The sequence below is a fragment of the Rhizobium sp. B21/90 genome (assembly GCF_019355815.1).
Classification (GTDB): Bacteria; Pseudomonadota; Alphaproteobacteria; order Rhizobiales; family Rhizobiaceae; genus Rhizobium; species Rhizobium rhododendri.
Window position 1 is genome coordinate 120,090 of sequence record NZ_CP072162.1, and the last position, 14,224, is coordinate 134,313.

The following is a 14,224-nucleotide window of genomic DNA, read 5'->3' on the forward strand; positions in this document are numbered from 1 at the left end:
CTCCCATGACGCTGACCGACGCAAGCCATGCGGCATCCATAGAAGAGCGCTTTCCGCAAGCCTTCAACCCGCCCTTCCGCAAGCGCTTCGGCGGCCTCCTGGTGGTGATCGGGCTGCTGCTCTACGCCCTCTATTCCGTCTGGTTCTTCCAGCTGCCGAAGATCCTCGGCGACGCTCACTGGGACCGGGTCGGCATCTTTCTCAGCCAGTGGGTCAGCTACGACGTGCAGCCGGAGTTTCGGCTCTCCGGAGATCAGGTGGCGCCGCATTATCCGCGCTTTTCGCCGCTCGGCGACGATCCGCATCCGGATTGGGTAAAGGCCAACGCCGACGGCAGCACGACGGTAGAGGTTGCCGGCAAGGCCAAGATGATCGAGATTACCAAGACGGAGGTGACAGTCGTTGCCAACGGCGAACGGGTCGCAGTATCGCTTGTAAGCGGCCAGCCGAAGGTTATTGGCCCTGTGCCTGCCTGGATGACCGTCTATGACGACAACGTGCTTGCCGACCTCGGCTTTGCCGGTGACGTCAGCATCGACAACGACCGGGTCAAGATCCGGAAGCGCTTTCTAGGCTGGCCGAACTTCATCTTCGACACGAGCTCGAAGTTTTTCGAGAAATCACCTTCCGAAGTCGCAACCCTGTTGTTCAGCGGTCCGCCGCTGGTCAAAGGCCAGTCCAACTGGTCGCTGGCATTCGACGATTTCTGGAACAACAACCAGTGGCAGCACGGCGATGTGCTGACGAAGCTGCTGCAGACGATCGTCATGGCATTCCTGGGCACGCTGCTCGGCGCCATCGTTTCCTTTCCGCTGGCTTTTCTGGCGGCGCGCAACATCACATCGAGCCGCATCGTCAACCACATATTCAAGCGTTTCTTCGACTTCCTGCGGTCTATGGACATGCTGATCTGGGCGCTGTTTTTCACGCGGGCCTTCGGACCGGGGCCGCTGGCAGGCAGCGCGGCGATCTTCTTTACCGAGACCGGTACGCTCGGCAAGATCTACGCCGAAGCGCTGGAGAACATCGACGACAAGCCACGCGAAGGCATCCAGTCGACCGGCGCATCTGAAATGCTGGTGCAGCGCTACGGCGTGATGCCGCAGATCGTGCCGATCATCGTCAGCCAGACGCTCTACCAGTGGGAATCGAATGTACGCGGTGCGACGATCATCGGGGCGGTCGGTGCCGGCGGTATCGGCCTCAAGCTCTGGGAGGCGATGCGCACCAACAAGAACTGGGAAAACGTCGCTTACATGGTGCTTCTGACGCTTGCCGTAGTCATGATCTTCGATGCCGCCTCCAACGCCTTGCGGAGCCGGCTCATGGGAACCCGGAACGAGCGATAAAGACGGCATACCGCGCGTTTGATCATCATTCTGTCACGGAAATCTTTTAGCGCAGAACCATCTTGCCGTCGGTCGAGAAATCACGTCACTGTGCGCTCCCCGCATGACCCAAGGATGGCCACTTGCGCTACGCCCTCTACTTCACGCCGCCGCATGACGATCCGCTGACGACGGCTGCCAGCCGCTGGCTTGGCCGCGATGCGTTTACCGGCGAGACGTTTCCTGCAGCAGATGCCGGTGATATCCACGCGGACGAGCGACTGGCGATAACGGAAGATCCGCGCCGCTACGGTTTTCATGCCACGCTGAAGGCGCCTTTCGAGCTTGCCAGCTCTGTCACCGAGCGCGATCTTCTGGAAGTGGCTGCCGAATTTGCTGCGAAAACGCCGGCGTTCACTCTGCCGGAGCTTGTTCTCGGCCAGCTTGGGCGTTTCTTTGCGCTGGTGCCGGGCGATCTGTATCCGACGCTGCAGGATTTCTCCGCCGACGTCGTGCGCTCGTTCGAGCCCTTCCGCGCCGCGTTGTCGGAGGCAGATATTGCCCGCCGCACGCCTGAACAGCTCGATGACGCCCACCGCGCCAATCTGCTTCGCTGGGGCTATCCCTATGTCATGGAGCAGTTTCGTTTCCACATGACCCTGACCGGCCAGGTGTCGCCCGAGCGCCAGGATGCGTTCAGAACCGTGCTTCAGAATAAATTTGCCGATTATGTCGGCCGCCCCCTTCCTATCTCCGGCCTCGCCATCTTCGTCGAAGAGACGCGCGGCGCACCATTTACCGTCCGCGCCTGGTTACCCCTCGCCCACGCTGCAAGCTGAAAGACCGTCTGACATGTCCCAGGAAACCATCCTCTCCAATGCCCGCATCATTCTCGAAGACCAGATCGTGTCGGGCACAGTGATCATCCGCGACGGCAAGATCGCCGAGATCTCCGAGGGAGCGTCCGCTGTCGGAGAGGATTTCGAGGGCGATTATCTGATGCCAGGCCTTGTGGAACTGCATACCGACCATCTGGAGTCCCATTACTCGCCGCGGCCCGGCGTGCGCTGGAACAAGACGGCGGCCATACAGGCGCACGATGCGCAGATCGTCACCTCGGGCATAACCACCGTGTTCGACTGCCTGCGCATGGGCTCCGACGAGGATGACGGCTTCGACCACGGCGAGATGCGCGACATGGCCGATGCCATCGAGGCGGCACAGAACGACGGCCGGCTGCGCGCCGACCATCTGATCCATCTGCGCTGCGAGGTGTCTTCGCAAAACGTACTCGAGCATTTTGCCGACTTCCAGCAAGACAACGCGGTTCGCCTTGTGTCGCTGATGGATCATGCGCCCGGCCAGCGACAGTTCCAGACGATGGACAAGTACATCTTCTACTACCAGAAGAAGCGCGGCCTGACCGATGAGGCCTTTGCGGTGTTCATTGCAAAGCGCCTCGAGGAGTCGGCCAAGTATTCGACGCCGCACCGCGACGCCATCACCAAGATCTGCCACGAGCGCGGCATCACCATTGCCAGCCATGATGATGCGACGCTCGAGCATGTCGATGAAGCCGTTGCCTATGGTGTCCGTCTGGCAGAGTTTCCGACCAGCGTCGAGGCCGCCAAGGCCTCGCATGCTGCCGGCATGAGCGTGTTGATGGGAGCGCCGAACATCGTCCGCGGCATGTCGCATTCCGGCAATATCGCCGCACGGGACCTGGCAGAACTCGGCGTACTCGACGTGCTGTCGTCGGATTACGTGCCGTTCAGCCTGCTGCATGCACCGTTCATACTGGCCGACGAGGTCGAGTCGATCTCGCTGCCGAAGGCGATTGCGATGGTGACGGCAACCCCTGCCCGCACCGTCAGCCTCGACGACCGGGGCCGCATCGCGGTCGGACTGCGCGCAGACCTCGTGCGAGTGCGCCGCGATACCGGCGTGCCTGTGACACGCGCGATTTGGCGCGAAGGACGAAGGGTCGCCTGATGGCCGAGCTTGAGGCCAATCCGCAGACCGGAAATGCCGCGCCGACCGCAACAGGCATGATGGTGGTGGTGGTCGGCCCAAGCGGCGCCGGCAAGGACACGCTGATCGGCCGCGCCGCAGAATATTTTGACGGACGGACGGATGTGCACTTTGCGAGACGCGTCATCACACGCGGCGCCGACGCGGGTGGCGAGGACCATGTCAGCGTCTCCGAGGGCGGGTTCGACGCGATGGAAAGGGCCGGCAGCTTTGCCATATCCTGGGATGCACACGGCCTGAAATACGGGATCCCGGCCGCCGTTCGCCAGGAACTGGCACAGGGCAACATCGTCATCGCCAACGGCTCGCGGTCGGTACTCGATCGCTTCAAGGCGGCCTTCCCGAGACTGACGATCATCAACGTCACAGCCCGGCCGGAGGTACTGGCAGAGCGTCTGGAAGCGCGGGGACGTGAAACCCGTGCGGACATCCTGAAGCGCCTGGAACGCGGATCGCTGACCGTACAAGGCGACTTCGATGTCGTCACCATCGACAACAGCGGCACGCTGGATTCAGCGACGCATGCGATGATCGATGCGCTCGAGGCGATACTCCGCGGCTGACGGCGGGTCCGGTTCTACTAGTGGGCTTCGTCCCAGTTGTCGGCAGCACGCGCATCGACCTTAAGCGGCACGCTCATCTCGACAGCCGGCATGGCAGCATTTTCCATGACGGAGACGATGACCGGCTGGGTCCGCTCGACATCGCCATCCTCCACTTCGAAAATCAATTCGTCATGGACCTGCAGCAGCATGCGGACGCGCTCGCCGAGCCCGGCTTCAGCCAATGCCGGCTCAATCTGGATCATAGCACGCCTGATAACGTCTGCGGCCGAGCCCTGGATTGGCGCGTTGATGGCGGCGCGTTCGTTGAAAGCGCGCATCGAAGGATTGGACGAGCGAATTTCCGGATAATGGATGCGGCGGCCGAAGATGGTCTCGACATAGCCCTTGTCACGGGCATAGGCCTTGGTGGCCTCCATATAGTCCTTGATGCCGGGGAAGCGCTCGAAGTAGCGCTTGATGTATTCACCGGCCTCGGAGCGCTCGATTGAAAGCTGGTTGGCAAGGCCGAAGGCCGAGATGCCGTAAATGATGCCGAAGTTGATCGCCTTGGCGCGACGGCGCACGTCCGACGGCATGCCCTCGACCGGCACACCGAACATCTCCGAGGCCGTCATCGCATGGATGTCCACGCCGTCGGAAAACGCCTGGGTCAGCTGCGGAATGTTGGCGACATGGGCCAACACACGCAGCTCGATCTGGCTGTAATCGGCCGACAGCAGCTTGTGGCCGGGTGTCGAAACGAAAGCCGTGCGGATCTTGCGGCCTTCGACGGTGCGCACCGGAATATTTTGCAGGTTCGGCTCGGACGAGGATAGCCGGCCGGTGGTGGTCGCGGCCAGCGAGTAGGATGTGTGGACGCGTTTGGTCAGGGGGTGGATGTAGCCTGGCAGCGCGTCGGTGTAGGTCGACTTCAGCTTGGTCAACTGGCGCCAGTCGACAATCTTGCGCGGCAGCGGCAGGCCCTCGGCGGCCAGATCCTCGAGCACGCTTGCCGAGGTGGACCACTGTCCGGTCTTGGTCTTGCCGCCACCGGCAAGGCCCATCTTCCCGAACAGGATATCGCCGAGCTGCTTGGGCGAGCCGATGTTGAAGCGCTCGCCGGCCAGTTCATAGATCTCGTCCTCGAAGGCTGCCGCCTTCTGGGCAAGTTCGCCGGAGAGCCGTGACAGGATCTGGCGATCGACGGTGATGCCGCGCTCTTCCATGCGGGCGAGCACCGGCACGAGCGGCCGCTCCAGGCGCTCATAGACCGAGGTCAGTTTCTGCGCGGCGAGGCGCGGCTTCAGCACCATCCACAGCCGCAGCGTCACATCGGCATCCTCGGCGGCATAGGCCGTGGCCTTGTCGATGGCGACACGGTCGAAGGTGACGAGCGACTTGCCGCTGCCGGCGACATCCTTGAAGGCGATGGGCTTGTGCCCGAGCCAGCGCTCGGACAGCGTGTCCATGCCATGGGTCGTGGCACCGGCATCGAGCACGTAGGACATCAGCATGGTGTCGTCAAACCCCCGGGTGATGATGCCATAGCGCTTCATCAGCAGGTAATCGTATTTGAGGTTCTGGGCTACCTTGAGGACGGACGGGTCCTCCAGCAGTCCCTTCAGCAGGGCCAGTGCATCGTCCATGGGTATCTGGTCCGGCGCCAGCTTGACGCCGTCGCTGAACAGATCCTCGCTGCCGGTCTTGTGGGCAAGCGGCACATACGCGGCGTGGATGGTGAGGCCCGACGCATCGGCGGGATCGGCGTAGGCAAGCGAGAAACCGACCAGATCCGCCTGCATGACATCGATCGAGGTGGTCTCGGTATCGAAGGCGACCAGGCCGGTTTCGCGACAGGCGGCAATCCTGTTCGAGAGCGTTGGGAGGTCTCGGATGGTGACATAGGCAGAGGCATCGAGTTTGGCGGCGGCGAAACTTTCTGCCCGGCTCCTGGCAAGATCGGTAGGCGTTGCACCCCGATGCGGCGCCTCGACTGCCAGCGGATCGGTCGGCGACGACTTGATCGTCTCCTCGGAGCGCTCCCCCTCGGTGGCGGAGGCGAGCGTGTCCATGTCGGGGCCGTGAGCCTCGGCAACGAGCTCGACCGCGACGACCGCCGCCTCGATGCCAGCAGCATTCGCGCCGGTCGCATCGGCGACGCGGCGGGTCAGCGAGGTGAATTCCATGGCCTTCAGGAAGGCGATGAGTTTCGGGCCATCCTGGGGCTCGAGTGTCAGATCCTCGAGGGGTACGTCGAGCGGTACGTCGGTGCGCAGTTCGACCAGCTGGCGCGACAGCCGTGCGAGATCGGCATTGGCAATGATACTTTCGCGGCGTTTCTGCTGCTTGATCTCGCCGGCCCGCGACAGCAGCGTTTCGAGATCGCCGAATTCTTCCAGAAGCTGGGCTGCGGTCTTCGGACCGATCCCCGGAATGCCCGGCACGTTGTCGGTGGAATCACCGGTCAGCGCCTGCAGGTCGATCATCTTTTCAGGCGCGACGCCCCATTTCTCGACGACATCGGGAATGCCGATCTGCTTGTCCTTCATGGCATCGTACATATGCACGTTGGGCGTCACCAACTGCATCAGGTCCTTGTCGGACGAGATGATGGTGACATCGGCGCCGGTGGCTTCTGCCAGCCGCGCATAGGTGGCGATAATGTCGTCGGCTTCGAAACCTTCAGTTTCGATGCACGGAAGATTAAAGGCGCGGGTCGCCTCGCGGATCAGACCGAACTGCGGCACCAGGTCCTCGGGCGGCGCCGAGCGGTTGGCTTTGTAGAGATGGTATAGATCGTTGCGGAACGTCTTTGAGGAATAGTCAAAGATAACGGCAAAATGGGTGGGCGTTACCCCGACATCGGTGTTGCGCGCGTCACGCAGCAACTTCCACAGCATGTTGCAAAATCCCGACACGGCATTCACCGGCAAACCATCGGATTTGCGGTTGAGCGGCGGAATGGCGTGGAAGGCGCGGAAAATGAAGCCCGAGCCATCGACGAGGAAGAGATGATCACCATTTTTCATGCCGAAATGGATAGCCTGCGGCATGCCCGAGGTCCAGACCGCGTTGCCTGCTTTTCGCTAAGGGATGCAGTGCCCGGCGTCACCGAAACGTTACCGATTTGTAACGGCCCCGGCGAGACCATTCCCTTGAAAAGCCGCATTTGAATTAGCATTTCTCTCTCACCGGCGCTTAACAAACGTCGCGGGTCTGGTCGCTGGCATGTCCCCTGCCGCATCAGACTTGGACAAAGGCCTTACCCCCCTCTCCGGGCCTTTGTCCCTATTTTTAGCCGCCATGGTTTCCCTCCAGGCCATGGCGGCTTTTTCCATCAAAGCAGGTAGTGCAGCAACCCGCCCGTCTATGGCCCGTCGCACGCGAATTACGCGTTGTTTCGGCTTGAAATAGCGCATAAGCACACGTCATGGGATATAGTCGAACAGACTCCGCAGCCTACCTTGCGAGCCGGCTTGCAAAGGGTTTCAGTCGCTCCTTGCAACAGCGAGCGGCAGGAATCGGCTTCTCTCCCGGACAGTTTCCAATCCTGGTCGAATTGTGGGCCGAGGATGGCCTGACGCAGAAGCAACTGCTGGAGCGCGTCGACATCGAACAGGCCACGATGGCAAACACGCTTTCGCGGATGGAGCGCGATCAACTGATCGAGCGCAAGCCTCATCCTTCCGACAAGCGGGCTCAGCTCGTCTACCTGACGGAAAAGGGATCTGCCATGCAGCAAGACGCGGTCGATGCAGCCATGGCTGCAGACCAGGATCTCTTCAAAGGTTTCAGGGTCTTCGAGCGTGAGTTGCTGCTGGAATATATTCGGCGCGTCCTCGACAATGCCAAGCGCCTCTAGCGGCGATCGCAGTTCTTTAACATTTCACCGACCGCCACGATCTAACACACAGCCGATTTCGGCTCGAAACACCCCCCGCTTTGGTCTATCGTCTCTCCAAATCGGAAGAAGGACCATCCATGACTGCCATATCCCCCATTCTCGACCGCGCCGACCAGAACCTGCCCACCAGCCTCGACAAGCTGTTCGAACTGCTCAGGATCAAGTCGATTTCCACCGATCCTGCCTTCAAGCCGGAATGCCGCAAGGCGGCAGAGTGGCTGACGGCCTATCTGGTATCGATCGGCTTCGAAGCCTCGGTTCGCGATACTCCCGGCCATCCGATGGTCGTCGCGCACCATGCAGGCGCCAGTGCCGATGCGCCGCACCTGCTGTTCTACGGTCACTACGACGTGCAGCCAGTCGATCCGATCGAGCTCTGGGAGAACGACCCTTTCTCGCCAGCCATCAAGGAGATCGGCAATGGTCGCAAGGTCATCACCGGTCGTGGCACGTCGGACGACAAAGGCCAGCTGATGACCTTCGTTGAAGCCTGCCGGGCGTACAAGGACATCAACGGCGCGCTTCCATGCCGCATCACCATCCTGTTCGAAGGCGAAGAGGAATCAGGCTCGCCATCGCTGAAACCTTTCCTCGAGGCCAATGCCGCAGAACTGACGGCAGACTACGCGCTCGTCTGTGATACCGGCATGTGGGATGCTGAAACGCCGGCAATTGCCGCCGGCCTTCGCGGATTGGTCGGCGATGAGATCGTCGTAACGGCAGCAGACCGCGATCTGCATTCCGGCATGTTCGGCGGACTTGCCGCAAATCCGATCCATATCCTCGCCGACATCGTCGCCGGCCTGCATGACGCAACCGGCAGGGTCACGCTTCCGGGCTTCTACGACGGCGTCAACGAGACGCCTGCCGATATCAAGGCAAGCTGGGAAAAGCTCGACGCCTCGGCGGAAAAGCTGCTCGGTGAAATCGGACTGTCGATCCCATCAGGCGAAAAGGGGCGCTCCGCTCTGGAACTGACCTGGGCGCGTCCGACAGCAGAGGTCAACGGCATCACCGGTGGCTATACGGGCGACGGCTTCAAGACCGTCATCGCCTCGAAGGCATCCGCCAAGATATCCTTCCGGCTGGTCGGCGACCAGAACCCGGCAGCCATCCGCGACAGTTTCCGCGCTTATGTAAAGTCGAAGATCCCGGCCGATTGCTCCGTTGAATTTCACGGTCACGGCGGGTCTCCGGGCATTCAACTATCTTATGAATCGGCGCTGCTCAACAAGGCGAAGGCAGCCCTCTCTGACGAGTGGCCGAAGCCTGCTGTCGTCATCGGCATGGGCGGCTCCATTCCCATCGTCGGCGATTTCCAGAAGATGCTCGGCATGGAGTCGTTGCTGGTCGGGTTCGGCCTGAACGACGACCGTATTCATTCGCCGAACGAGAAGTATGAGCTCGCCTCCTATCACAAGGGCATACGCTCCTGGATCCGGATCCTCGACGCCCTGGCGGCATAACAATAAAGCCGGCAAGCAGGATGCGACCACTTCGCGGCTTGCTTGCCGGCGTCACGACCATCATAAATGACTGCAGGGCCAAGATTCGATTCGACAAATCAAATCAGGTGATATATCGATTGATTAAACGATTAACCATTTATTGTGATGTCATTGGCTATCAACCGTTCCGGACCTAATCTCAGCCGCATCGCGGCATCGCTCGGTGTTTCCGTCGCCAGCGTCTCCAATGCTCTTTCCGGCAAAGGCCGGGTGTCTGCCGAACTCGGCGACCGTATACGGGCGACCGCAGCGGCCCTCGGTTATGTGCCGAGCCAGGCAGGGCGGGCGTTGCGGACCGGCAGAAGCGCGGTGCTCGGCCTTGTCCTGCCCGATATCGCCAATCCGCTCTTCCCGCAAATCGCCCAGGCTATGGAATACGCTGCCTCGGTTGCCGGCTACGGCATGCTGATCGCCGATTCACGTGGCGATATCGGCCACCAGACCGACGCTATCAATCGTCTGCTGGAGCGCGGCGTGGATGGCATGATCATTGTCCCCCGGCGCGGCACCCGGATTGCGGACATCGGCTGTCCGGTAGCCGTCATCGATACGCCATCGACGCCGGGCAACACCGTCTCTGCTGATCACTGGCAGGGCGGAGTACAGGTGGCGCAACATCTGTATGAACTCGGGCATCGCAAGATCATATTGCTGGGTAACAACCCCGCCTCCAACGTCCAGAACGACCGCATCGGCGGCCTGAAATCGGCATTCGACGCGAGCGTCACCACGGGCGTCATGTGGATCGAAAAGATCGAAGCCGAGCATGGCGCAGGCTGCATGCTGGGGCTTGCGGAAAAAGTCAGACAAGGGTTCACCGCCTTTGCCGCCATCTCGGATCTCGCTGCGCTGCGGGCCCTGACGGAATTGCAGCAGGCAGGCATATCCGTGCCGGATAGCGTCAGCGTCACCGGCTTCGACGACCTGATCTGGTCCTCGGTTGTCACGCCCGGCATAACGACGATGCGTATGGACATGCCGGCTATCGCAAAAATTGCCGTCGGCGCGCTCGTCGACGTCATCGAAATGGGCGCCCGCGACCAATCTTTGGCAGAAGAGACCCCGCACGCCAGCCGCATCGTCACCGCGGCGGTTTCACGGGTACCGATGCGGCTTATAGCACGTCAGTCCTCCGGTCCTCCCGGACCGGCGATGCAGGAACCCGGTGGAGATCCCGTCCCATGAATTGGCTGCTGAGCACGTCCATCGCGGTTTGTTGCCTTTTTCCACTGACAGCAGGCGCTGCGGACAAGACGCTGACGATCTCCGTCTATGCGTTTGCCCAGGACGACTACAGGAAGCTGGTCTACGATCCATTCGAAGCGAAATGCGGCTGCAAGCTGGTCGTGGAGACCGGCAACAGCGTCGAGCGGCTGGCAAAAATGGAGGCGAACAAGGCCCATCCGGTGATCGACATGGCAGTCGTCTCGATGGCCGATGCGCTACAGGCGTCTCGCGCAGGTCTCACAGACAAGATCGATACGTCAAGGCTTTCCAATTTCGACAAGCTCTACGACATCGCCAAGGACCCGAACGGCGACAGTATGAGCGTCGGCTACACCTTCTACGCCACGTCCATCGCCTATCGCCCCGATAAAATGAAGATCACGTCCTGGGCCGATCTCCTGAAGCCCGAATATGTGGGCCATATTGCCTTCCCGAATGTGACGACCAACCAGGGACCGCCAGCGCTCTACATGCTGGGCGAGGCAATGGGCAAGAACACGCCGGATCTCAAAGCGCCGATTGCTGCGATCGGTGAAAATAAAGACGACATCGTTACCTTCTACGAAAAGTCCTCGCAACTGGTGCAACTTATGCAGCAGGAGGAAATCTGGGCAGCGCCGATCGGTCGCTTTTCCTGGGCCGGCTTTACCAAGCTCGATGTCCCCGTTGCCTGGGCCGACCCCAAGGAGGGCCAAACAGGTGGCATGAATGTCATGATCCTGACCAAAGGTTCGAAGAACCGGGATCTAGCGTTGCAGTTCATGGATTTCTGGCTTTCGACGGATGTGCAGACCGCGCTTGGCCAGAAGCTGGTCGACAGCCCTGCCAACAAGGAGGTCAAGCTGCCGGCTGACATCACCAGCAACCTGACCTTTGGCGAAGACACCGCCAGGAGCCTCAAGCTCATCCCCTCCGCTCTGGCGCTCGACGAGCGAGAGGCCTGGGTGAAGGAATGGAACGAGACGGTTGGCCAGTAAGCTGCCGGTGCGGAATATCCGAATCCAGCACCGCGGATATCGTTCAGACGACACTGCCTGCGGGAAAGATCTGCATGTTCCAGAATAGAACCGAGGGCCTCGCGCTGGCGCTTCCGGCAGCACTGTTTGCGGCAGTGGTTTTCCTGGTGCCGGTCATCCTGCTTTTGTCTGAGGGGTTTCACGCGCCCGATGGGGCGTGGTCGATCGGCGCCTACACGGCATTTTTCTCCGAGGCGCTCAATCGTACCGTCTTCCTGCGCACGCTACGCCTCGGGCTCGAGGTCACGGCCGTTTCTGCGGTCATCGGCTATGCCGGCGCATTTGCCATCGTCAACCTACCGCCGAAGAGCAAGGGTCGCATGGTCGGCCTTGTCGTGCTGCCATTGATGATTTCACCGGTTGCCCGCACCTATGCCTGGATCGTCATCCTCGGGCGCACCGGCATCGTCAACGAGGCGCTGATCGGGCTGCATGTGATAGACACCCCGTTCCGCATTCTCTTCAGCGAGACCGCAGTTTTTCTCGGCCTGCTGCAATTGTTCCTGCCCCTGATGATCCTGTCGCTGATCAGTGCGCTTGAAAACATGCCGAAAGATGCGATCGCCGCGGCGCGAGTGCTCGGTGCAAACTGGCTGCAGGTGTTCTGGAAAGTTATCCTGCCGCTCACCCGCGAGGGACTGGTGATCGGCGGCACGCTGGTTTTCACCGGTTCGCTGACGGCCTATATCACGCCTGCGATCCTTGGTGGCTCCAAGGTGCTGATGCTGGAAACGCTGCTCTACCAGCGGGTCACGGTTTCCAGCGATTTCGTCTCGGCGAGCGTCATCGCCTTCATCCTCATCGTCATGAGCTTCGGCGCCAATCTGCTGCTGAAGCGCGTGGCAACCGCGAGGAGCCGCATATGAGCCGCCGGCTGTTTTCACCGATTGCCCTGTCTTTGCTGCTGGTCTTCCTGATCGGGCCGTTCGTCATCATTGTTGCCGCCTCGCTTTCAGCCGGCGAGACGCTGGCTTTTCCGCCGCAGGGCCTCTCGCTGCGTTGGGTGGAAAAAGTCTTCACCGTTGACAGCTTTCGCGCCAGCTTTGCCATGTCCATGCTGCTTGCGGTCGGCGGCACCCTGTGTGCGCTGGTCCTGGGCGTGCCGGCCGCCTATGCGCTCTCCCGCTACAGGCTGCCGTTTGCCGAGACCATCCGCACGGTCGTGTCAGCGCCCATCATCGTACCAGGCATCATCGTCGGGCTCTCCATCCTACGGTATCTCGTCGTGCCCTTCGGCTTCAGCATTACCGCCGCGCTGTTCTGCGCCCATACGGCGCTGGTGCTGCCCTATGCCGTGCGCGTCGTCTCGGCCAGCCTCGACAACCTGCGGTCCGACATCGAGGAAGCCGCAGTGCTGCTCGGTTCTTCGCGGCCGGGCGCCTTCTTCCGCGTTGTGCTGCCGAATATACGCGGTGGCGTGCTGGCGGCGTTTATCCTCGGGTTTGTTACCAGCTTCAATCAGGTGCCGGTGTCGCTGTTTCTGTCGGGCCCCGGAATCCAGACCCTGCCGATCAACATGCTCGGCTACATGGAGACGACCTACGATCCCTCCGTGGCCGCTCTTTCGGCGCTGCTCGCCTTCCTGTCGATCGGCATCGTCTTTCTGGCCGAGCGCTTTCTAGGATTTTCCCGCTATGTCTGACGCCTCCTATCTCACGCTCCAGAAGCTGACGCTTGCCTACGGCAGCACCGTTGCCGTCAGGGATCTGGACCTGACGATCGGTCGGGGGGAACTGGTGGCGCTGCTCGGCCCGTCCGGCTGCGGCAAGACGACGACGATGCGCGCAATCGCCGGACTGCTGACGCCCTCCTCAGGCAAGATCAGCCTAGACGGTGTCGACATCACCCGTGTTTCCGCCAATAAACGGGCAGTCGGCCTGGTCTTCCAGTCCTATGCCCTCTTTCCGCATCTTTCCGTCTACGAGAACATCGCCTTCGGATTGCGCCTCAAGGGCCTGCGCGGCGGCGACCTAGATGCGCGCGTAGGCGCTGGCCTGACGTCTGTGGGCCTTGGCGATTTCTCGCGCCGGAAACCAGGGGAACTGTCGGGCGGCCAGCAACAGCGCGTAGCGTTGGCACGCTCGATGGTGATGGAGCCTAAAGTGCTGCTGCTCGACGAGCCGCTCTCCAACCTCGATGCACGTCTCAGGTTGGAAATGCGCACCGAACTGCAGCGGGTCCAGAAGGAGACCGGCGTGACGATGATTTTCGTCACCCATGACCAAGTGGAGGCGCTGGCGCTAGCCGACAGGATCGTGGTCATGCGGAATGGCGCAATCGAGCAGATCGGTACGCCGGAGGAGATCTATAACCGACCAGTCTCCGCCTTCGTTGCCGACTTCGTCGGATTCGAGAACATCTTTCCCACCGAGAGCACCGGGATGAAAGCGGCCGGTGGCGCCGTGCCGCTGTCTCAACCCGTGCCACGAGGTGCTGCGGGGCTCGCCTGGCGTCCGCGTGCGGTCACGCTCGGCGTCGGTCCGTTTCAAGGCATCGTCCGGGGCACGTCCTTTGCCGGAAACACACGCGAGTACCTGCTCGACACGCCGCTCGGTCCCATCAAGGCCGAAGTCGGAGCAGCCCTGGCTGCGCAGCCGATGGGCAGCGAGCTTGCATTCGATCTGCCGGTCGATGCGGCAGCGGTGCTGGAAAGGTTCGGGTGAAA

The 14,224-nt window shown here is 61.3% G+C and carries 12 protein-coding genes; 11 read left to right on the forward strand and 1 reads right to left on the reverse strand.

Annotation, left to right across the window (positions count from 1 at the left end):
• Window positions 1-5: 5 nt before the first annotated feature.
• From phnE to phnN, 4 genes are all read left to right on the forward strand, one after another.
• Window positions 6-1,349, forward strand: a complete 1,344-nt coding sequence (gene phnE, locus J5278_RS00550) for a phosphonate ABC transporter, permease protein PhnE (protein ID WP_209182366.1) — start codon at window positions 6-8, stop codon at window positions 1,347-1,349.
• A gap of 122 nt (window positions 1,350-1,471) precedes the next feature.
• Window positions 1,472-2,167 (forward strand): DUF1045 domain-containing protein, encoded by a 696-nt coding sequence (locus tag J5278_RS00555; RefSeq protein ID WP_209182364.1) that lies wholly within the window; start codon window positions 1,472-1,474, stop codon window positions 2,165-2,167.
• Between the two features lie 13 nt (window positions 2,168-2,180).
• A complete protein-coding gene (locus J5278_RS00560; RefSeq protein ID WP_142830062.1) occupies window positions 2,181-3,320 on the forward strand; it encodes an alpha-D-ribose 1-methylphosphonate 5-triphosphate diphosphatase in 1,140 nt (379 codons plus the stop codon).
• Window positions 3,320-3,922 (forward strand): phosphonate metabolism protein/1,5-bisphosphokinase (PRPP-forming) PhnN, encoded by a 603-nt coding sequence (gene phnN, locus J5278_RS00565; RefSeq protein WP_247748939.1) that lies wholly within the window; start codon window positions 3,320-3,322, stop codon window positions 3,920-3,922. Before J5278_RS00560 ends, phnN begins: the two co-directional genes overlap by 1 nt.
• A 17-nt stretch (window positions 3,923-3,939) precedes the next feature.
• Here phnN and polA read toward each other — a convergent pair whose 3' ends face one another.
• Window positions 3,940-6,933, reverse strand: coding sequence for a DNA polymerase I (gene polA, locus J5278_RS00570; protein ID WP_209182448.1), 2,994 nt, complete (start codon window positions 6,931-6,933; stop codon window positions 3,940-3,942).
• Between the two features lie 401 nt (window positions 6,934-7,334).
• Here polA and J5278_RS00575 point away from each other — a divergent pair, with 401 nt between their 5' ends.
• From J5278_RS00575 to J5278_RS00605, 7 genes are all read left to right on the forward strand, one after another.
• On the forward strand, window positions 7,335-7,766 hold the full coding sequence (locus J5278_RS00575; protein ID WP_209182362.1) for a MarR family winged helix-turn-helix transcriptional regulator: 432 nt from the start codon (window positions 7,335-7,337) through the stop codon (window positions 7,764-7,766).
• A 119-nt stretch (window positions 7,767-7,885) separates the two neighbouring features.
• On the forward strand, window positions 7,886-9,274 hold the full coding sequence (locus tag J5278_RS00580; RefSeq protein ID WP_209182360.1) for a M20/M25/M40 family metallo-hydrolase: 1,389 nt from the start codon (window positions 7,886-7,888) through the stop codon (window positions 9,272-9,274).
• Window positions 9,275-9,433: 159 nt separating this feature from the next.
• A complete protein-coding gene (locus J5278_RS00585) occupies window positions 9,434-10,501 on the forward strand; it encodes a LacI family DNA-binding transcriptional regulator (RefSeq protein ID WP_202617172.1) in 1,068 nt (355 codons plus the stop codon).
• On the forward strand, window positions 10,498-11,520 hold the full coding sequence (locus J5278_RS00590) for an ABC transporter substrate-binding protein (RefSeq protein WP_142830054.1): 1,023 nt from the start codon (window positions 10,498-10,500) through the stop codon (window positions 11,518-11,520). Before J5278_RS00585 ends, J5278_RS00590 begins: the two co-directional genes overlap by 4 nt.
• Before the next feature lie 74 nt (window positions 11,521-11,594).
• Window positions 11,595-12,425: an ABC transporter permease gene (locus J5278_RS00595; RefSeq protein WP_209182357.1), complete on the forward strand. Its 831-nt coding sequence runs from the start codon at window positions 11,595-11,597 to the stop codon at window positions 12,423-12,425.
• A complete protein-coding gene (locus tag J5278_RS00600) occupies window positions 12,422-13,201 on the forward strand; it encodes an ABC transporter permease (RefSeq protein WP_209182355.1) in 780 nt (259 codons plus the stop codon). Before J5278_RS00595 ends, J5278_RS00600 begins: the two co-directional genes overlap by 4 nt.
• Window positions 13,194-14,222 (forward strand): ABC transporter ATP-binding protein, encoded by a 1,029-nt coding sequence (locus J5278_RS00605; RefSeq protein WP_209182352.1) that lies wholly within the window; start codon window positions 13,194-13,196, stop codon window positions 14,220-14,222. The genes J5278_RS00600 and J5278_RS00605 overlap by 8 nt, the downstream gene beginning before the upstream one ends.
• Window positions 14,223-14,224: the final 2 nt, after the last annotated feature.

Bases quoted from the DNA above. Each gene is read 5' to 3' on its own strand.
- phnE (WP_209182366.1), top strand. From the start codon at position 6: ATGACGCTGACCGACGCAAGCCATGCGGCATCCATAGAAGAGCGCTTT.
- J5278_RS00560 (WP_142830062.1), top strand. From the start codon at position 2,181: ATGTCCCAGGAAACCATCCTCTCCAATGCCCGCATCATTCTCGAAGAC.
- phnN (WP_247748939.1), top strand. From the start codon at position 3,320: ATGGCCGAGCTTGAGGCCAATCCGCAGACCGGAAATGCCGCGCCGACC.
- polA (WP_209182448.1), bottom strand. From the start codon at position 6,933: ATGAAAAATGGTGATCATCTCTTCCTCGTCGATGGCTCGGGCTTCATT.
- J5278_RS00575 (WP_209182362.1), top strand. From the start codon at position 7,335: ATGGGATATAGTCGAACAGACTCCGCAGCCTACCTTGCGAGCCGGCTT.
- J5278_RS00580 (WP_209182360.1), top strand. From the start codon at position 7,886: ATGACTGCCATATCCCCCATTCTCGACCGCGCCGACCAGAACCTGCCC.
- J5278_RS00590 (WP_142830054.1), top strand. From the start codon at position 10,498: ATGAATTGGCTGCTGAGCACGTCCATCGCGGTTTGTTGCCTTTTTCCA.
- J5278_RS00595 (WP_209182357.1), top strand. From the start codon at position 11,595: ATGTTCCAGAATAGAACCGAGGGCCTCGCGCTGGCGCTTCCGGCAGCA.
- J5278_RS00600 (WP_209182355.1), top strand. From the start codon at position 12,422: ATGAGCCGCCGGCTGTTTTCACCGATTGCCCTGTCTTTGCTGCTGGTC.
- J5278_RS00605 (WP_209182352.1), top strand. From the start codon at position 13,194: ATGTCTGACGCCTCCTATCTCACGCTCCAGAAGCTGACGCTTGCCTAC.